General features: G+C 27.2%; 20 protein-coding genes and 2 pseudogenes. 20 read left to right on the forward strand and 2 right to left on the reverse strand.

Annotated features, from left to right (window positions below; translation table 11 throughout):
- Positions 1-159: 159 nt before the first annotated feature.
- The 4 genes from mprF to J1C67_RS09010 all read left to right on the forward strand — a co-directional run bounded on the left by mprF (position 160) and on the right by J1C67_RS09010 (position 5,884).
- Complete coding sequence (gene mprF / locus J1C67_RS08995; RefSeq protein WP_167867531.1) at positions 160-2,718, forward strand: bifunctional lysylphosphatidylglycerol flippase/synthetase MprF; 2,559 nt, start codon at positions 160-162, stop codon at positions 2,716-2,718.
- Positions 2,719-2,859: 141 nt separating this feature from the next.
- Positions 2,860-4,155, forward strand: coding sequence for a M18 family aminopeptidase (locus J1C67_RS09000; RefSeq protein ID WP_167867530.1), 1,296 nt, complete (start codon positions 2,860-2,862; stop codon positions 4,153-4,155).
- A 319-nt stretch (positions 4,156-4,474) separates the two neighbouring features.
- Positions 4,475-5,071 carry a 30S ribosomal protein S4 gene (rpsD, locus tag J1C67_RS09005; RefSeq protein WP_089966725.1) on the forward strand — a complete coding sequence of 199 codons (597 nt, stop codon included), beginning with the start codon at positions 4,475-4,477 and terminating at the stop codon, positions 5,069-5,071.
- Between the two features lie 117 nt (positions 5,072-5,188).
- Positions 5,189-5,884 carry a hypothetical protein gene (locus J1C67_RS09010; RefSeq protein ID WP_167867529.1) on the forward strand — a complete coding sequence of 232 codons (696 nt, stop codon included), beginning with the start codon at positions 5,189-5,191 and terminating at the stop codon, positions 5,882-5,884.
- A gap of 96 nt (positions 5,885-5,980) precedes the next feature.
- Here the strand turns inward: J1C67_RS09010 and J1C67_RS09015 are convergent, their stop codons facing one another.
- Positions 5,981-6,610, reverse strand: a complete 630-nt coding sequence (locus J1C67_RS09015) for a hypothetical protein (protein ID WP_167867528.1) — start codon at positions 6,608-6,610, stop codon at positions 5,981-5,983.
- 280 nt (positions 6,611-6,890) lie between these two features.
- Between J1C67_RS09015 and J1C67_RS09020 the strand changes: the two genes are divergently transcribed.
- From J1C67_RS09020 to J1C67_RS09055, 9 genes and pseudogenes are all read left to right on the forward strand, one after another.
- Positions 6,891-7,064: a hypothetical protein gene (locus tag J1C67_RS09020; protein ID WP_167867527.1), complete on the forward strand. Its 174-nt coding sequence runs from the start codon at positions 6,891-6,893 to the stop codon at positions 7,062-7,064.
- Between the two features lie 48 nt (positions 7,065-7,112).
- Positions 7,113-7,661 (forward strand): nucleotidyltransferase family protein, encoded by a 549-nt coding sequence (locus J1C67_RS09025; RefSeq protein ID WP_167867526.1) that lies wholly within the window; start codon positions 7,113-7,115, stop codon positions 7,659-7,661.
- A 185-nt stretch (positions 7,662-7,846) separates the two neighbouring features.
- Positions 7,847-8,419 carry a hypothetical protein gene (locus J1C67_RS09030; RefSeq protein ID WP_167867525.1) on the forward strand — a complete coding sequence of 191 codons (573 nt, stop codon included), beginning with the start codon at positions 7,847-7,849 and terminating at the stop codon, positions 8,417-8,419.
- A 106-nt stretch (positions 8,420-8,525) separates the two neighbouring features.
- Positions 8,526-9,467, forward strand: a complete 942-nt coding sequence (locus J1C67_RS09035; protein ID WP_167867524.1) for a GNAT family N-acetyltransferase — start codon at positions 8,526-8,528, stop codon at positions 9,465-9,467.
- Between the two features lie 74 nt (positions 9,468-9,541).
- On the forward strand, positions 9,542-9,724 hold the full coding sequence (locus tag J1C67_RS09040; RefSeq protein ID WP_089966708.1) for a hypothetical protein: 183 nt from the start codon (positions 9,542-9,544) through the stop codon (positions 9,722-9,724).
- 100 nt (positions 9,725-9,824) lie between these two features.
- Positions 9,825-10,196, forward strand: a pseudogene (locus tag J1C67_RS19420) (ribosomal protein L7/L12); the annotation flags it as partial.
- A gap of 12 nt (positions 10,197-10,208) precedes the next feature.
- A pseudogene (locus J1C67_RS09045) lies at positions 10,209-10,487 on the forward strand (ribosomal protein L7/L12); the annotation flags it as partial.
- 395 nt (positions 10,488-10,882) lie between these two features.
- Positions 10,883-11,227 carry a PadR family transcriptional regulator gene (locus J1C67_RS09050; RefSeq protein WP_089966706.1) on the forward strand — a complete coding sequence of 115 codons (345 nt, stop codon included), beginning with the start codon at positions 10,883-10,885 and terminating at the stop codon, positions 11,225-11,227.
- A complete protein-coding gene (locus J1C67_RS09055) occupies positions 11,215-12,531 on the forward strand; it encodes an FtsW/RodA/SpoVE family cell cycle protein (protein WP_167867523.1) in 1,317 nt (438 codons plus the stop codon). Before J1C67_RS09050 ends, J1C67_RS09055 begins: the two co-directional genes overlap by 13 nt.
- A 112-nt stretch (positions 12,532-12,643) precedes the next feature.
- Here J1C67_RS09055 and J1C67_RS09060 read toward each other — a convergent pair whose 3' ends face one another.
- Positions 12,644-13,150: a DUF2798 domain-containing protein gene (locus tag J1C67_RS09060; RefSeq protein WP_167867522.1), complete on the reverse strand. Its 507-nt coding sequence runs from the start codon at positions 13,148-13,150 to the stop codon at positions 12,644-12,646.
- A 396-nt stretch (positions 13,151-13,546) separates the two neighbouring features.
- Here J1C67_RS09060 and J1C67_RS09065 point away from each other — a divergent pair, with 396 nt between their 5' ends.
- The 7 genes from J1C67_RS09065 to J1C67_RS09095 all read left to right on the forward strand — a co-directional run bounded on the left by J1C67_RS09065 (position 13,547) and on the right by J1C67_RS09095 (position 18,131).
- A complete protein-coding gene (locus tag J1C67_RS09065; RefSeq protein WP_243176864.1) occupies positions 13,547-13,966 on the forward strand; it encodes a DUF5412 family protein in 420 nt (139 codons plus the stop codon).
- 147 nt (positions 13,967-14,113) lie between these two features.
- Positions 14,114-14,737, forward strand: coding sequence for a class I SAM-dependent methyltransferase (locus J1C67_RS09070; RefSeq protein ID WP_207713950.1), 624 nt, complete (start codon positions 14,114-14,116; stop codon positions 14,735-14,737).
- A gap of 39 nt (positions 14,738-14,776) precedes the next feature.
- Positions 14,777-15,253, forward strand: coding sequence for a GNAT family N-acetyltransferase (locus tag J1C67_RS09075; RefSeq protein WP_167867521.1), 477 nt, complete (start codon positions 14,777-14,779; stop codon positions 15,251-15,253).
- Between the two features lie 49 nt (positions 15,254-15,302).
- Positions 15,303-15,866, forward strand: a complete 564-nt coding sequence (locus tag J1C67_RS09080; protein WP_089966690.1) for a GNAT family N-acetyltransferase — start codon at positions 15,303-15,305, stop codon at positions 15,864-15,866.
- A 138-nt stretch (positions 15,867-16,004) separates the two neighbouring features.
- Positions 16,005-16,496 carry an ASCH domain-containing protein gene (locus tag J1C67_RS09085; RefSeq protein WP_216224388.1) on the forward strand — a complete coding sequence of 164 codons (492 nt, stop codon included), beginning with the start codon at positions 16,005-16,007 and terminating at the stop codon, positions 16,494-16,496.
- Positions 16,497-16,674: 178 nt separating this feature from the next.
- On the forward strand, positions 16,675-16,800 hold the full coding sequence (locus J1C67_RS19660; RefSeq protein WP_279286205.1) for a hypothetical protein: 126 nt from the start codon (positions 16,675-16,677) through the stop codon (positions 16,798-16,800).
- Between the two features lie 347 nt (positions 16,801-17,147).
- Positions 17,148-18,131, forward strand: coding sequence for a DUF4003 family protein (locus J1C67_RS09095; protein WP_167867520.1), 984 nt, complete (start codon positions 17,148-17,150; stop codon positions 18,129-18,131).
- Positions 18,132-18,156 lie beyond the last annotated feature (25 nt).

The raw sequence follows: 18,156 nt of genomic DNA on the forward strand, positions 1-18,156 counted from the left end.
ACTAATTTAAGAAGTATTAAGGAAATTGATATTAAGTAAACTTTTTTGAAGATGATTTAGGTGAAAATTAAGGTGAATTTAAGAAAGAGAGTTAATTAGAATATATTATAGTAAATGATATTATAATTAGTTAGAAAAAAACGAAAATGGAGGAAAAACATGAAATTAAGATTAAATAATAAAATGAAATTATGGTTAAAAATAATATTTATATTAATAGTTTTAGGGCTAGTAATTAAAGAATTTAGTGGTATTATACGTAATTTTAATAAGGATACATTTGCTATATATGCAAGTGAGTTAACGTTAGGGCATATAGCAATTATTTTGACTTTAGGAATAATTGCATTTTTCCCACTTACACTTTATGATTTAGCATTAAAGAAGAATATTGGAATAAAGTTGAAAAATAAAAAGCTATACAAGTATTCTTGGATAGCTAGTTCTGTATCTAGTGTAGTTGGACTTGGAGGAGCCTCAGCTATAGCTTTAAAAAGTAATTTTTATGGAAAATATGTTAAGGATAAGAAAGCTTTAGTTAAAGCGGTATTAAAAAATGTTGCATTAAACCTAACAGGATTTTCCGTAGTTTGTTTTATTTATACTATATTTAATATTAAAAGTTTAAAACCGTTAAATTTAGTAAAAGTAGCAATTGTTTGCTTAGCAATGTATTTACCTATAATACTTATATATTTAATATACAAATACTTCAAATATAAAAATAAAAGTCAAACAATATATACATTTAAAATAATATTTATATCATTATTCGAATGGACAGCAACAGTAGGATTAATTTATGGAATACTAGTTGTACTTGGATGTGGGGTGTCGCTAGGGGAGGTTTTCCCTATATTTGTTAGTGCAGTTGTTGTAGCTATGATAAGTATGGTTCCAAGTGGAATTGGTACATTTGATCTAATATTATTAATTGGTCTTGAGAAATATAATGTACCATCAGAAAAAATATTATTAGTTATAGTTTTATATCGTGTTAGCTATTATATAGTACCTTTGATTATAGGTGGAGTTATGTATCTACATGAATTATATATACATATTGATAATGATTTAAGAGATACTATAGAATCTGTAATATCTAGAATTTTTCACTTTATTTTAGTAATTTTAGTTTTACTAGCGGGTTCAGTTTTATTAGTATCAGAAGCTATTCCGGGGATAATTGAAAGAGTAGTATTATTGCGTAAAATGTTTAATTTCTCTGTTATTCATATATCGCAAGATTTATCAATAATAATAGGATTCTTATTAATTGCAGTTTCTATGGCAATTAATTATAAATCTAAAAGAATTTATAAGTTAACAATAATTTTAGTAATACTTGGAGCTATATTATCTTTATTAAAAGGTATTGATTATGAAGAAGCAACTTATTTAACTTTAGTTGCAATTACATTGTGGTTTAGTAAAAAGAGATTTTATAGAGAAAGTTTTATAATGACCTGGGGAAAGATATTACAGGATCTTATAATACTATTATTTTTTCAAGGAGTTTATTTAAGAGTAGCTTATGTAAACTTAAGGGGATTTACAAAGAGATTTCCTATAGTTTCACAGTATGAGAACTTTACGAGACATCATGCAATTAGGATATTATTAATAAGTTTTATTGGGTTTACTGCAGCTTTAATATTTTTAGGAGTAATACATTATTTAAGTAGGTTTAATAAATTTCCTAGAATGGAACTAAGTGAATGTGAGGATAGAGTAAAAGTAATTCTTGAAAAGTATAAGGGAACACAAGTAAGTCATTATATATTTTTAAATGATAAGTTTGTGTATATAAACAAAGATAGTGATGTAATGTTGCAGTACCAAATATATGCAGATAAAATTGTTATACTTGGAAATCCAGTTGGAGATGAAAGTAAATTCTTTAGTTTTATACAAGAATTTTATGATTTAGCTGATAGTTATGGGTACACACCAGTATTTACTGCAATAGATAGTAGCATGATACCTTATCTTCATGCAACTGGGTATCAATTTATAAAATTAGGCGAAGATGCAAATGTGGATATTAAAAATGATTTCACCTTAAATGGTAGCAAAAGAAAAACTATAAGAAATGCAGTAACAAGAGCAGAAAGGCAAGAATATACTTTTTCTGTTATTAGTCCACCATTTACATGCGATGTTATGGCGCAAATAAAAAGTGTATCAGATGAGTGGCTTGGAGGTAGAAAAGAAAAGGGGTTTTCTATAGGATTCTTTGATGAAGATTACTTAAATAGAGGAGAATTAGCATTAATTAAGGATAAAGAGGGTATAATAAAAGGCTTTGCTAACATAATATCTATGTATGATAATAATGAAACGTTATCTATTGATTTAATGCGATTTTCAAAATGTCCCTTTAATGGAGTTATGGATTTTATGTTTGTAAATTTATTTAAATATGGTAAAGAAAATGGATTTAGTAAATTTAATATGGGAATGGCGCCACTTTCTAATGTAGGGATATCTAAATATTCATTTGTAAGTGAAAAGGTTGCATATCAAGTTTATTTACATGGACAGCATTTTTATTCATTTAAAGGTCTTAAGAGTTTTAAAGAAAAATATGCAGATACATGGGAGAATAGATATATGGCATATAGAAGAAATACATCCCTTATATTTACTATGATTCAAACAATATTACTACTTTCTAAAGTTAAGAAAACATCAGATAAACATAAATTAATCAAATAAAAAGTGATTTGCTGATAGAAAAATTTGTTTTAATTATCGAAAATGATATAATTAAACTAGTACTTTAATTTTTAATATAACAAGTTATAAGTAATAGTCAATATATATATATGGATAAAAGAACATTAGGAGGAATATAAAATGGAGAAAAAATCAGCTTTAGAATTATTGGATTTTATATATGAAAGTCCATCAGCTTATCATGGGGTTGTTAAGGTTCGTCAGCTTCTTGATGCAAATGGATTTAGTGAAGTTAAGGAATCGGATAAATGGAATTTGAAAAAAGATGGTAAATATTACACTGTAAAAAATGATTCAGCAATTATAGCCTTTGTTGTAGGGAACGGAGATGTAGTAGAAGATGGATTCAGACTTATAGGAGCACATACAGATACTCCAGGGTTTAGAATTAAACCGAACCCGGAAATGACAACAGAAGGTAAATATTTAAAATTAAATACAGAAGGATATGGTGGACCAATACTAAACACTTGGTATGATAGACCACTTAGTATAGCAGGCAAGGTTACAATAAAAGGAGCTTCAGTTTTGAAACCAGAAGTGAAACTTATTAACATAAATAAACCTTTAATGATAATTCCAAACCTTGCAATTCATATGAATAGAGAAGTTAATGAAGGATATGCTATAAACAAGCAAAAAGATACACTTCCTTTATTAGGTTTAATTAATGAAAAATTTGAAAAAGATGGACATCTACTTAAATTAATAGCAGAAGAACTAAATGTAAACTCAGAAGAAATTTTAGGATTTGATTTAGCGCTTTATGAATATGAAAAAGGCTGTTTAATAGGAATGAACGAAGAATTAATTTCTTCAGCAAGACTTGATGATATGTGGATGGTTTATGCAGGAACTAAAGCTTTAGTTGATAGTAAATCAAATAAAGCAACTAAGGTTATGGTTTGTATAGATAACGAAGAAATAGGTAACTTAACAGCTCAAGGGGCTAGTTCAAACCTATTAATTCATACTTTAGAAAGAATAACTTTAGCTCTTGGAAAAGATAAAGAAGATTTCTATAGAACATTATCAAACTCAGTGATGATATCAGCAGATTTAGCTCATGCAGTTCATCCAAACTTACCAGAAAAGCATGATTTAACAAATAAACCAGTATTAGAAGGTGGTCCTGTTCTTAAAATAGCAGCTGCTGGAAGCTATAGTACAGATAGTTTCAATGCTGCAATATTTACAGAAGTATGCAAAAAAGCAGGAGTTCCATCCCAAAAATTTGTTAATAGATCAGATGTTAGAGGTGGAACAACAATAGGTCCAGTAACAGCTGCAAACCTTACAATACCAGTTATTGATATGGGAGCGCCAGTACTTGGAATGCACTCAATAAGAGAACTTGCAGCAGTTAAAGATAATACTTATACTATAAAAGCATTCACAGAATTCTACAATGTTTAATATTTAATGCACCCCTGGGGTGTAATATTTTACATTTTATGATGACTTATATAAGGCATCATAAAATAAATAGAAATCCCTAAATAAGTTTTAGTCTTATTTAGGGATTTTTTTATTTGGAGATACCTTAACTATTTATTTATTATCTACGTGTATATTGTTTCTTTTTTACTATTTGGCAAATTCGTATAATAAAATATATTAATTTAAAAACAATGATAATTATGATAATCATTATCATTTACAAGTATAAGAAAATATGTTACTATAAATTTAGGGCATAAATTATTGCGGCAAATCTTATTAGGAGATGATATTTATGGCAAAAATGATGGGTCCTAGATTTAAACAGTGTAGAAGGCTAGGATTAAATGTTACAGGAAATCCAAAGGCAATGAAACGTTTTGGAAATGGGCAATGTAGAGCAGATAAAAAGCTTTCAGATTATGGTAAGCAACTATTAGAAAAGCAACGGTTAAGAGCTTATTATGGAGTAATGGAAAAACAATTTAAGAACTATGCTAAAAAAGCATTAAACTCAAATGAAAAGGCAGGATATGCTTTAATAAAGAAATTAGAGTGTAGATTAGATAATATAGTTTATAGATTAGGGTTTGCATCATCAATAAGGCAAGCAAGACAAATGGTAGTTCATGGACACATATTAGTTAATGGAAGCAAAGTTAATATACCATCTTATAATGTAAACATAGGGAAAGTAGTTTCCTTAAGAGAAAAATCACAAAAAAATGAACTATTTAAAGAAAATTTTCTTTCAAACATCTTAAATAGCTATTCTTATTTAGAAAAAAGTGAAAATGATTTTTCAGGTAAATTAGTAAGATATCCTGAAAGAGAAGAGATTCCAATAGAAATAAATGATGTTTTAGTTGTTGAATACTATTCAAAGCTTTAACATATATTAAAAATGACGTCTCTTATATAAATGTATTTTTATTAGAGGGGATGAATGTCCCCTTTGATATATACGGATAAAATTTATAAAACATATGGTATTAAGGAGATGGTCATCATGAATAAAGAAATAGAAGGAAATAAAATAAAAAAATGCTATGGAGAATATTTATATTGGGAAAATAAAATAATAAATGATAATAATTTATGGCAAGGTTATTTTGAAGATAATAATATAACTGATAAATCTATTATAGTATACACCGGTATTTTTAATTTAGAAAAGGATATTTTAAAAATGGGTTGGGTTGTATATCCTGACGTAAATAGTTTTTTGGGATTTTTACAGTATGTATTCATTCCAACTGTCTATTTTAATTTATTTGATAAAAAAGAGAATGAATTTTTAACTCCTATTTCCAAATTTAGCATAGTAGTTAATGAAATAAATAAATATAATGGTAATTGTATCAGAAGTACAAAAATGGAATCTTATTATTACTATTTAGAGGATTTATGGAATAAAAGTAATGAAGAGATACTTTTAGGCATAAATAAATTTGTTGTGGATTTTAATGAATATTGGAATGAAGAGCCAAAAAGCAAGGCATTTATTAAATTTTTCAACCAGGGTAAAGATATTTATAGCTTTATCAAAAAAACTATAGGTTGGGATTTTGAGGAGTTTGTAGAGTCGGAAATAGAAATGAGTTTAGGAGACCTTGAATATACATGCAATAACATACTAGAAAAGCCTTTGATAAATAGAAAAATAATACATTTATTAAATAGTAAAATAGTAAATCTGTTTTAAGAATCTTTAATTATTTATTTATTTTACTATTCCTAAATAAAAATCCCTAAATAACTTATTTAGGGATTTTTATTATATAGAATCTAATTGGTAAATTTAGAAATTATTTTCGCTTAATGAATCAATAAATAATTTTCCATTGCTGTCTTCTAGAACTATACCTATTAAGTCAGAATAAGATGATGGCTTTCCAGAAGTTATTACAACATTATATATAATTTCATATGCTTTTGGATAATTAGCATTTTCAGATTGAATTTCTTTTACGTTTGTTATTAATAATTCAGAAGAAGTAAAGCTTGAATTATATTCATTTATATTTTTAGTAATATTTTCAGCACCTTTTTCTGAGAAATTTTTCTGAGCAAATTCTTTAGCTAAATCCTTGTTTTTTTGAGTACTATAATCAGTATTATAAAGTTTGTTTATAGCACTAGTAAATAGATCTTTAACAGGATCTTTAGTAGTGGCAATAGCCTCATCAGTAGTTGCTGAAGGTTCTACTGGTTCCACAACTTCAGTAGGAGTTGTAGGTGTTTCAGTAGGCTCTGTAGGTTCTACAACCTCAGCAGTTTCTGTAGGAGTTTCTTTCGCTGAATCATCCTTCTCTTGGGTTTCAGAATTAGTAGTAGTATCCTCACTAGTATCCTTAGCTTTTGAACAACCTACAACTACTGAAAGAGATACCGTAGTTATAATAATAAGTAATATTAATCTTTTTTTCATTTTAAAACCTCCAAATTTCATCTCATGATTATGTTTATAAATATATATAAATATCTTAAGCATAGTAATTATACTATACTTAAGCAATTTATAATGCAACTTTTTCATTAATATATAATTTGTATAATAACAGGAATAGGAATAATTCAGATAAATAATGATTGCTATTAATTATAAATAGTTGAAAGGAATTTGATTAAGTCAATTTTAAAAAAATAGAATAATATGGTATAATTGCTATATTATAATTGGAAATTTAAAAATATAGGAGGAATTTTATATGGAATTAAATTATTTAATTATTAGTTGTACAGTTATTAATTTTGCTTTATTAGTTGCAATTGCAATAGTGGGATATAAAGGAATACAAGGTGTTAAAAAATTTATTAACAGAAATAAAGAGATAAATAAAAAGATAGATGTTATTTTTAATAAATTAGAAGGTAAACAATAACAGTAATTAGTAGTGGATATATTATGATAATTAGAGAGGAGCATGAGAATGTTTGATACTTTAAGGGATATAGGGCAAAAGCTTAATGAAGGTGGTGTTCTATGGGGTCTGGGGGCTTCTATGCTATTAAATCATTATGGATTTATTGATAAACCTAATGATATTGATATTTTAGTAGATGTAAAAAATATTGAAAAAGCAGATAAAATTCTAAAAAACATGGGAGAAAAAAGGCTATGGGAAAAGTCTGATAATTACTCCACAGAATATTTTTATGAATATGTTATAAATGGTTTTGAAGTTGATGTTATGTCGGGCTTGCGTATTAACCATAGTGAAGGAATATATAAATATATTTTTGATGAAAAATCAATTTCGAAAACTATCCAAATTAATGATATAGATATACACTTAACTTCATTAGAAGATTGGTATTTTATATATCAGTTGATTCCTAATAGGGAAATAAAGGTTAAGATGATAGAAGATTATCTGTTGTTAAATGGAATAAAGAAACCAGAATTATTAGACAGAGCATTAACTGGACATCTGCCAAATGAAGTAAGATGCAATATTAAAAGGTTATTAAATTCATAAAATTAATGGCCCTTATTATGGAAATTACATTTATCTTATTGCGATCTTTAGGTTATGGAACTGATTATTTTTTTAGACCATCTAAAAATGTGTCTATTGCATTTGGCTTGGCATCTGGCACTTCGTTTATGGATGTAATATTTTTGAAAAGAAAAGAATCAATATGAATTAAGGGGTGTGTATATATGTCGAAAATAATAATTTATAGGACATCTCAATACACTAATAATATGAGAAACTATGAAATATATGTAGATGGACAAAAAATTAATACAATCAGTGATAGTGAAAAAAAGACAATAGAAGTTTCAAAAGGTAATCATGAAATCTATATGAAAATTGATTGGTGTAAAAGTAAAAAGTTAAACATAAATTTCACTGAGGAACAAGAGGTGAAATTGAAATGTGGCAGTAAAATAGAGGGTAGAAGACGGTTTTTAGCTTTGTTATATATTTTTGTTCCTAACAAATGTGTATATTTAGATTATTTATCTGAAGGGGAAGTTGTTTCTAATAATAGAAACTTTAAAACTTTTAATGAGATAAAAAATTTGGGAAGAAAAAACTATATCTTAAAATATGGAATTGTAGGATGGGGAATTCCTACAATTATTATAGTGTCTATATTAAAGCTATTGTTTAATTCTGAAACTCACTCCTTAAGAAGTTTTATAATTAATTTGTTAATATTTCCATTGGTTGGTGGTACCCTATTCGGATTAATTATGTGGGAATTTGTGAAAAAGAAGAAGTGTTAACAATCTAAAATTATTTATCGATTAAATGATTTTATATTTTAAATGATAGTAATTAGTTAAAGTTAGGTAATTTGGATGATTTTGAAATTAGGGGGGGAGAGAAAGAATGAATGAAATAATAAGATTACAAGTTGCATTAGAAACTGATGCAAAACAAATAAGAAATATGATGGTTGAAATTGAAAGAGATGAAACTGATAGATGGTATGATAATGATGAGCGACCTTTTATACCGGGTTATGATTCTATTAATATGCAAAAATATCATATGTGGGATAAAAAATATTACAAAATAATGTATGATGATATTCTTGCAGGTGTTTTACTTATATCATATACAGGAAGAGAACACGCAAGAGTTGACCGTTTCTACATAGAACCAACATTTCAGAATAAGGGTATAGGGTCGAAAGTTATTACTCTTATAGAAGGAATGTATCCAATGGTGAGGCTATGGACACTTGATACAATTCAGAAAAGTATCAGGAATCATAAATTTTATGAAAAAAACGGGTATGAGAAAATAGGAGAGGATGAAGATGAAAGATATTATTGTAAGACAATAAGTGAACCAATCAAAGAGATAAATAGATTTAACTCAGATGAAGATTTTAGCAACCAAAATTTTATCCAATGTAATATGCAGAATGTTGATATATATGACGTTAACATGAGGGATTCCGGATTTACTAATATGAATTTGGAAAGTGGAATATATCAGAATTCTAATTTGTCCAATACACGATTTACTAATGTAAATATGAGTAATGCAGTATTAGGTGATTCTAATATGAATAAAATAGAAATTTGTCATGTTTCATTGGCAGATGCTTATATACATGATACTAATTTAGGATTTGAAGAACAAAAAGCACCACTTATAATGGAACGATGCGAATTAAGAAGTAGCAGAATTGTTGATTCAAATTTACAGGATTTATCTATTTGTAATTGTAATATAGAGGGAATGAAAATTGATGGAATACTTGTAAGTGACCTTATTAATATATATAAGAGCAGCCTTAAAACGGAAATTAATAAGATGTAGAAGTCGCAACATTAGGATTTTAAAAACAAGCAGGTAATCTATTGATTATCCAATTTTAGAAGGCGGTGAAAAATATGAGAGATATTATTACTTTAATTGGAGTGATATTATCAATTGTGCTTATTGTTATTGGAAATAAGAAAAATAATAAGATATTTATTTCTATAGGAGTAGTTTTAATTTTAATATGTTTGGGTTATATGGCTCAAGACTTTTTCAAAGGGTTTATACATGGATTTATAAATGGTGATCTATGAAGCCTTAAAATTTATATTTTAGGCATCTCCAGATAAAGAGCAGACCAGTATTCTTATTTTAAGATAATTTTTTATAAAAGTTCTAATATAGGAGGAATTAGTGTTGGAATCAAAAAAATGGAAAATGTTTTTATTTGCAGGTGTTTGTTTTACATTTGCAGGTATAATGTCAACAATTGAAAAAAAGTCTTTTAATGGATATATGTTTCTGTTTATAGGAGTATTATATCTTGTTTTAAGCATAATTCAGTATAAAAGCAAAGATAAATCTAATAAAATTGTAGTATCTGATATAGTGTTAGAAAATATGAATATTGAATTAAAAAACCTAATTGAACAAGGTGAAAAAATTAAAGCAATTAAAAAATATAGAATAGTTACTGGACTTGGTTTAAAAGAAGCGAAGGATTACGTGGATTCACTTAATAAATTTGATCAAAGTGCAGTATCTGATACAATGCTAGAAAATATTGATGTTGAATTAAAAAACCTAATTGAAGAAGGTAAAAAGATTAAAGCAATTAAAAGATATAGAATAGTTACTGGACTTGGTTTAAAAGAGGCGAAGGATTATGTGGATTCACTTAGTAAATCTAATAAAATTGTAATATCTGATGCAGTTGTAGAAAATATTGATGTTGAATTAAAAAATCTAATTAAAGAAGGTAAAAAAATTAAAGCAATTAAAAAATATAGAATAGTTACTGGACTTGGTTTAAAAGAAGCAAAGGATTATGTGGATTCACTTAGTGAAAAAATTTAAATTTACAAAAATAAAATTAATATATTTTATAAACTAATGAATGTTAACCTAGAATAAACCTTATCATTTAATTCTAAATGATAAGGTTTATTCTGTTTTAATATACTCATTTTAAAATAAATATACTCATTTGAAGTATTAATGAGTATGTTTATAATTAAATTGAGATTTGGTTAGAGTATTTTTTAGATGTAATACTTAGAGAATATAAAGAGTTAGAAGAAAGAGTTTGACATGTAACTAACAGAAGGTGAAGTAAGAGTGAAAGAATAGAAAAATTAATATGTGGAAATATTGGATATATTTATAAAAATTATCTTTACAGTGGGAAAATACTTTGATATTATATACATAGATAACCGAGGTATATCAAATCTATGTAAGGGAGTGAATTTATGAAGATTAATAAAGAATTATTAAAAGGAAGCACTACAATATTAATATTAAGCTTACTAAATCGTAAAGAAATGTATGGGTATGAGATGATTAAAGAGATTGAAGTTAGATCTAAAGGGATATTTTCTTTTAAGGAAGGTACACTTTATCCAATACTTCATGGACTTGAAAATGAAAATTTTATAGAATCTTATTGGGATTGTGGTGAAGGTAAACGTAAAAGGAAATATTACAAAATAACAGAATCCGGGGCAAACATACTTAAAGAAAAAGAAAGTGAGTGGAAATTATTTAGCTCAACAGTTAATGAGGTTTTAGGGGAGGGAGAGTTATGCAATCAATAGATAATAAAATGGTGGATGAATATGTTAATAATGTTTGTGGGCTAGTTAAAAATAAAAAAGTACATGAAAATATAAAAGAAGAATTATTAGGTCATATATATGAAATAGTAGAAGAATATATAGAAAGAGGAAAATCAGAAGAGGAGGCTATTAATCAGGCACTTCTTCAAATGGGATCTTTTGATGTTATTGGTAGTAGCTTAAATAAAGTTCATAAAGCAGCACCAGATTGGATCTTATTACGAATGACTAGTATGTTTATTCTTTTTAGTATATTTACATTAGGATTTATGGGGATAAATGCTTCTTCAAGTGGACATTATTTAGGTGAAATATCTAAAAAGTATATTATAAGGAATGGTCTTTATCTAATTATTGGGATTGCAGTGGTAATGGGTATTTCAAAAATAGATTATAGAAGTTTAAAGAAATATTCTAAGTATATTTATATAGGAGCAATAATTATTTCTATAATTGGATTTAGTGTTTGCCCAGTTGTGAATGGCACTATGGGTTGGGTAAGAATTGGTGTAATGTCATTTAATGTTTTGTATATTGCCCCAATTTTATTAACACTTTCACTAGCAGGAATTTATGAAAACTACGACTGGAGTAGCCTAAAAAATATATTAATAGGGTTTGCATTAGGTTTTGGTCCAGGGTTAATTTTTTTAGTTGCCCCATCAGTAACGAGTCTAGTTATTTATACAATAGCAGTTACTACATTAATGATAATTTCTGGTATTAAATTAAGATATGTAATTATTTCTTTAGGAACTTTAGGTATGGCATTTACAGCAGTTATTTTTCAAACTGCATATAATAGAGCTAGAATTACGGCTTTCCTTAGACCTATAGATGACCCCTATGATGTAGGATGGATATATAATCAGATATATATGTTAAGAAAATCCGCAGGGCTATTTGGACAGGGCGGAAATTATGCTTTAGATGTATTACCGTTAGCTAATTCAGATTATATTCTTACTTATATAATATATACCTTTGGCTGGATTGTTGGAATAATATTAATAGCTTTAGTTTTAGCATTTATAATAAGAATTGGATTTATAGGAGTAAATACTAAAGATAAATATGGAAAGTTAATAGTAAGTGGTCTTTGTTCATTATTTGCAACACAATTTTTATTAAACATATTAATGAACTTAAATCTTGCTCCAGCATTTGCTATAAGCTTGCCTTTTATTAGCTATGGTGGAACTGCATTAATAATTAATATATTTTCAATTGGTATAATAACAAATGTGTATAAATGGAGAAACACTCCTTATATAACAGCTTAAGTAATATAAAGACCAGCAAATAATTTGCTGGTCTTGTTTGGTAGTAATAGAAGATTGTTAATTGCTCAAAATATTTCTATATCAATGCACTTAACCTATAATCCGAATCATTTTAATCTAAATTAGTTTCATTCGTGATCTGATATTTTTCTTGGCTTTCATGCATTCTTATCATAACACTTCTTGCGATAGGCTGTACAATAAGTAGTTCCAAAAATATAACTACACAAAAGTTGCGTGGCCAGGAAATTGGAAACTCTTTAATGACTTCCAGGCTGAATCCAGTTGCTAAAATTCCTCCCACAGTTGTCATAATAATGGACATACCAATAACGGTAAAAAATGTCCTAAACAGAATATGAGCATTTAAACTATCTGTTGGTAAGCTAAAAACATTAACTAGTTTATCAGCTATCTTCCCTACAATAAACTTTTCAAGTAGCATTGCAATTATAAAAACTAATGGAAATGCTTTTAATACTGTAACTATAGCTTCTCCGGACACTCCACCCATGTGAATAGAAATATTCATAGTTGCCATAAATATGCAAGTCAACCCACATATAACACTACCATAAATCAGGCCCTCTTTTTCATTTCTAGGCATACATTTTTCCATAATATCCTCCTTGGTTTTACTTAAATTTAAAAATGCGATGTATAGACGACAAGTGTATGACCGTCGGAACAACGCATTGACTTTCATAGTATAGCATAAATATTTTTAGTGGTGTAATACCCTAATTTTATTTTTTTTAGATTTTATTTAAAGTACACATTACATAACAGTTAGTGAGGTTAGCGCTTATATGTATCAACATAACTTATTTTAAATTGTTCTTTTTGGTCATATTTTAAAAATATTAAGTGAAGTTTATTTTTGATTATATTTTTAATAGTAGTATAGAACATTGATATTATTTGTGGAATATATATCCAAAATAGCGTATAATTAATTTAAGAAAAAAGTTAAAAATATTTTATTTAATAACTTTAAAATATGGGAGAAATAAATATGTATCCAAATAAATTTGAAGATAAGAAGGTAAAGAAAATAAATTCACCAATTATGAGTAAAGTTAAAAAAGTGGTTATATCAGTACTAATTATATTAGTGGTGATTTTAGGTGGATTAGTAATTTCTATAGAGACATTAAGATATATGTTTAAACCAAGCGAAGAATTTATAACATCATCAGAATCTAGTGATGGTAAATATAAGGTAGAGGCTTATCTTATCAATGGTGGAATGACAACTGATTGGGCGGTAAGAGGATATTTAACAACAAATGGTAAGAAAAAGAAGAAGAGTATATACAATGATTATCATGTTAATAAAGCAATTATCACTTGGGTTGATGAGGATACAATTAAGATAAATGGTCATGAAATTGATTTGCCTAATGGTAGATATTCTTTTCAGGATGAAGAATAAGGTATTATTTATAGGGGGATAGCAATAAGTGAACAAAGTAAATTAAATAAAGTTGCATGGGAGCATAGAGCTTATGAATTTTGGAATATAAGAGATGGGGAACCTAATAAAAAGGCTGAAGAAATATTAAAAAATCCAAAAGAATGTTTGAAAAATCATCAGAAGTATTTTGAAGACATAAGTGAAAAGAAAATAGCTAATCTTTGTGGATCTAATGGAAGAAAAGCTATTCCACTTGCATTAATGGAAGCAAATGTAACTGTTTTTGATATTTCAGATGAAAATAAGAAATATGCTTTAGAACTTGCAGAGTGTGCAAACACTAGTATTAATTATATAGTTTGTGATTTATATAATATTGATACAGTTAGATATAATAATTATTTTGATATTCTTTATTTAGAAGGTGGAATATTACATTACTTTAATGATATAGCCAAGCTGATGAGCATTCTTTATGCTATATTAAAACCAGGTGGTAAGATGATTTTAAGTGACTTTCATCCTTTTAGAAAATGCGTGGATACCGGAGGAGGGGCACAAGGAAGTTATTTTGACACTGAATTACACAACGGAGATGTAGCCTATAAAAAGTTCTTTAATAAAGAAGAACAAGAAATTTTTCCAGACTGTTTATTAAGATTTTATACAATTAGTGAAATTATAAACTCAGTTATTGAAAGTTGCTTTATATTAAAGAAATTTGATGAACAGCCTAACTTTGAAAATACAAATATTCCAGGAGAATTTACTATTTTAGCAGAAAAGTAATAAAGTAGTGAGGGTATTGAAAATAATAAGGAGGCTCATATGGAGAATTTAGAAATAAGAAGATTTGATGAAAAGGATGCAACTACAATATCAAAAATCCTGCGCAGAAATTTTTTAGAAGTTTTAACAAAGGATTATCCAAAAGAAGAAATGGAAAGTCTAGCGGAAGTTTATAATGAAGATAAAGTATTAGTAATAGCAGGTTATGCACATATGTATGTTGCTTGTATAGATAATAAAATTGTTGGCTGTGGTTCAATTTCAAGTTTTTGGGGGAAAGAAGATGAAAGTATACTTTTAACAATATTTGTACTACCAGAAGTGCACAATAAAGGGATAGGAAGAAGAATAATAGAAACATTAGAACTTGATGAATACTTTTTAAGAGCAAAGAGAATTGAGATTCCAGCATCAATTACTGGTTGTGAATTTTATAAAAAAATGGGATATGATTATAAAGATGGAATAACAGAATTAGATGATGAAGGGAATTTTAGATTAGAAAAATTTAGATAGAAATTATAATTAAAATCTATAGAAGATTTATATTGTTTGGGGGATATAAGTGAATATTCAAATAGAAACTGAAAGATTAATTTTAAAAAATTATAATGAAGAGGATTTACAGAATATTTGTAGTCTTAAATCTGAACCTTTAGTTTGGAAATTTTCAACTAAAGTTGCTACAGCTAAAATAGAAGATGCAGAGATTGCACTTAGTAGAATATTGAAAAATTACTCTGAAAATAAATGTGACTTTCAAGGGTTGTTTTTAAAATCTACTGGCGAATATATAGGGGAAGCTGGTATTCTTTCATTTAATAAAGATAATAATAGAGTTGTGTTAGGTTATAACTTACTTCCTAAATATTGGGGCAATAATTACACAACAGAAATAACTAAAGCACTTATAAAATATCTATTTGAAATAGAAAAAGTTGAAAGAATAGAAGCTTTAGTAGGATCGGGAAACGAAGCATCGAAAAGAGTTTTAGAAAAGTCAGGATTTATACAAGAGGGGCTTTTAAGAAGTTTTGCATACATTAATAATAAATTTGTTAATGTATATTATTATGGCATTATAAAGGATGATTATTTTGATTTAGGAATTAATTATTCAGTTAGTTGAGATGGAATAACTTAAGGATAAAAATAAACGATTAAGATAGCAATTAGATAAATTAAAAAGTATAAAGCAAAGTAGTAATTGTAAGATTATTTTTAGTAAAGATTACTTATATAATACAAAAAACTAGTATAAAACTTGATGGAGGTAGTAGTAATGGAAAATGAAAAATATTCACAAGAAAAGATCGATATGTTTTGGGAAACATTTTTGAGGGAAACGAAGAGAAATGAAACAACAAAGTGTTTAGAGGTATTCCATTTTGAATTAACTGAAAAATGGGCCAATGAACTATTACGTTTGGTGTTAATTGGGCAAAAGAGGGCTACAGCAAGTAGTTTATTGAACTACGAAATTGAAGGAGAGAGTATACCTAAGGTTGGTGATTTAAGTATTGTAACTGATTGGGAAGGTGTACCACGATGTGTTATTGAAACTACTGAGATAACAATTATTCCATTTTCAGATATTACTTATGATATTTGTAAGCGTGAGGGTGAGGATGATACATTGGAATCTTGGGTTGAGGGACATGTTCATTTTTTCAAGGAAGAGGGGAAACAGCTAGGGTATGAGTTTAGTGAGGATATGCCAGTGGTTTTTGAAGATTTTGAAGTAGTATATCAAGTATAGATATTATACAAAAATAAAGCTAGTAGGTAATGTTATTGTTGATACATAACATTCTTATATAACCAATTATAAAGAAAATTATTAACATGTTATGTACAATAAATAGTATAAAAAGAAAGGAAGTGACATTTAGTGCGGGCTGGGTACTTATTATACACACTCTCTATAAAGATAAGTTATGAACTTTAAATTGGGTAGACTAAATGAATATAATGTAAAAGAAATATGCAATTGGAAATATGCTGATGAGTATTTAGTATATAATTATCCAAAGTGGGGTATGGAAATCAAAAAATATCTTTAGAAGTTAGATCTTTTAATAAAAGAGCAATTAAATGTTATAAGAAAGCAGGGTTTAAGATTACTGACACTTATAGTAAAGATACTTATATAGGATATGATGAGTTTCTTAGGATGGATTTTTATATTTAATATAAATACATACTGATTAACTCATTAATTATGTGACCATATAATATTTATAAATAATAAAAATTTATAGCTTAAAGTTTTATAATTAATTTTGGTTGCAAATAATAATATAAATTAAATGTATAATTGTTAAACAAAATACAAAAAAGTTATAAAATGTATTGATATAAGTTTTTGGATAACATATAATACAATTATGAATATTAAGGGGCTGATAAAATGTTAAATCGAAAACTAGATTTAATGATACTTAACTCAGAGAAAATTGAAAATGTAGATGGTACTTTTGCTATGGGAATGTTTAAGAAATCTAATGCATTAACATTAACTATGAAAAATTCTGAAATTAATGTTTCAAATGTTAATAATGCTAGAAATATTATTAAGGATAGAACCTCATTAATTTCTAATTTTAGAAGTTATAATTTATTAACAACGGCAGTTAATTTATCTTTATTTGATAATCCAAATGAAGCATTCGATGAAATTTTAGACATTTACAATAAGTTGAAGAAACAATTTTTTCAAAGTACCTATTTAGTTTTAGTGGCACATTATTTATATACAAATAAGAATAAGTTGCCTATTGATGAAGCTATTATAAAAACTAAGGAAGCTTATGATAGAATGAAAACAAACCATTACTTTTTAACTAGCAGTGATGATGTTATGGCTAGTGCAATGATAGCTACAAACTCAAATAACTTAGAAAAAACTTTTGAGGAAATAGAAGAATGTTATAAAATTTTAAATAATAATGGATACTTTAAAGGTAATAATCTTCAGGCTTTATCAAATATATTATGTTTTGCAGAGGGTACACCAAAAGAAAAATGTAATAAAGTTATTTTATTTGATAAGGAATTAAGGAATATTAACATGCCACTTAAGGGGTATGCATTACCTATTTTAGGTATTGCGATATTGGTAACAGATGATTATAAAGAGCTAGCGTTAGCTATAAAAGAAACTGATGATGAATTGAAAAAGCATAAGGGATTTGGATCTATGTCTTTAGGGTATGCAACTAGGTGTATGATATCAGCATCGATAACTTGTTCAACTTACCTAGAGAATACAAGTGAGATTAATAATACATTTACTGAAACTACGAAAAATGCTGTTATAAATATAATTATTGCAATGCAAATAGCGGCTTCTGCTGCAGCAGCAGGAGCTGCGGCTGGAGGTTCTAGTAGTTAGACATATCATTTAAAATGGGAGAAGA

The organism is Clostridium gasigenes, from assembly GCF_017348895.1.
GTDB classification, from domain to species: Bacteria; Bacillota; Clostridia; order Clostridiales; family Clostridiaceae; genus Clostridium; species Clostridium gasigenes.

Coding starts and splice junctions, on each gene's coding strand:
- mprF (WP_167867531.1), top strand. CDS start 160: ATGAAATTAAGATTAAATAATAAAATGAAATTATGGTTAAAAATAATA.
- J1C67_RS09000 (WP_167867530.1), top strand. CDS start 2,860: ATGGAGAAAAAATCAGCTTTAGAATTATTGGATTTTATATATGAAAGT.
- rpsD (WP_089966725.1), top strand. CDS start 4,475: ATGGCAAAAATGATGGGTCCTAGATTTAAACAGTGTAGAAGGCTAGGA.
- J1C67_RS09010 (WP_167867529.1), top strand. CDS start 5,189: ATGAATAAAGAAATAGAAGGAAATAAAATAAAAAAATGCTATGGAGAA.
- J1C67_RS09015 (WP_167867528.1), bottom strand. CDS start 6,610: ATGAAAAAAAGATTAATATTACTTATTATTATAACTACGGTATCTCTT.
- J1C67_RS09020 (WP_167867527.1), top strand. CDS start 6,891: ATGGAATTAAATTATTTAATTATTAGTTGTACAGTTATTAATTTTGCT.
- J1C67_RS09025 (WP_167867526.1), top strand. CDS start 7,113: ATGTTTGATACTTTAAGGGATATAGGGCAAAAGCTTAATGAAGGTGGT.
- J1C67_RS09030 (WP_167867525.1), top strand. CDS start 7,847: ATGTCGAAAATAATAATTTATAGGACATCTCAATACACTAATAATATG.
- J1C67_RS09035 (WP_167867524.1), top strand. CDS start 8,526: ATGAATGAAATAATAAGATTACAAGTTGCATTAGAAACTGATGCAAAA.
- J1C67_RS09040 (WP_089966708.1), top strand. CDS start 9,542: ATGAGAGATATTATTACTTTAATTGGAGTGATATTATCAATTGTGCTT.
- J1C67_RS09050 (WP_089966706.1), top strand. CDS start 10,883: ATGAAGATTAATAAAGAATTATTAAAAGGAAGCACTACAATATTAATA.
- J1C67_RS09055 (WP_167867523.1), top strand. CDS start 11,215: ATGCAATCAATAGATAATAAAATGGTGGATGAATATGTTAATAATGTT.
- J1C67_RS09060 (WP_167867522.1), bottom strand. CDS start 13,150: ATGGAAAAATGTATGCCTAGAAATGAAAAAGAGGGCCTGATTTATGGT.
- J1C67_RS09065 (WP_243176864.1), top strand. CDS start 13,547: ATGTATCCAAATAAATTTGAAGATAAGAAGGTAAAGAAAATAAATTCA.
- J1C67_RS09075 (WP_167867521.1), top strand. CDS start 14,777: ATGGAGAATTTAGAAATAAGAAGATTTGATGAAAAGGATGCAACTACA.
- J1C67_RS09085 (WP_216224388.1), top strand. CDS start 16,005: ATGGAGGTAGTAGTAATGGAAAATGAAAAATATTCACAAGAAAAGATC.
- J1C67_RS19660 (WP_279286205.1), top strand. CDS start 16,675: ATGAACTTTAAATTGGGTAGACTAAATGAATATAATGTAAAAGAAATA.
- J1C67_RS09095 (WP_167867520.1), top strand. CDS start 17,148: ATGTTAAATCGAAAACTAGATTTAATGATACTTAACTCAGAGAAAATT.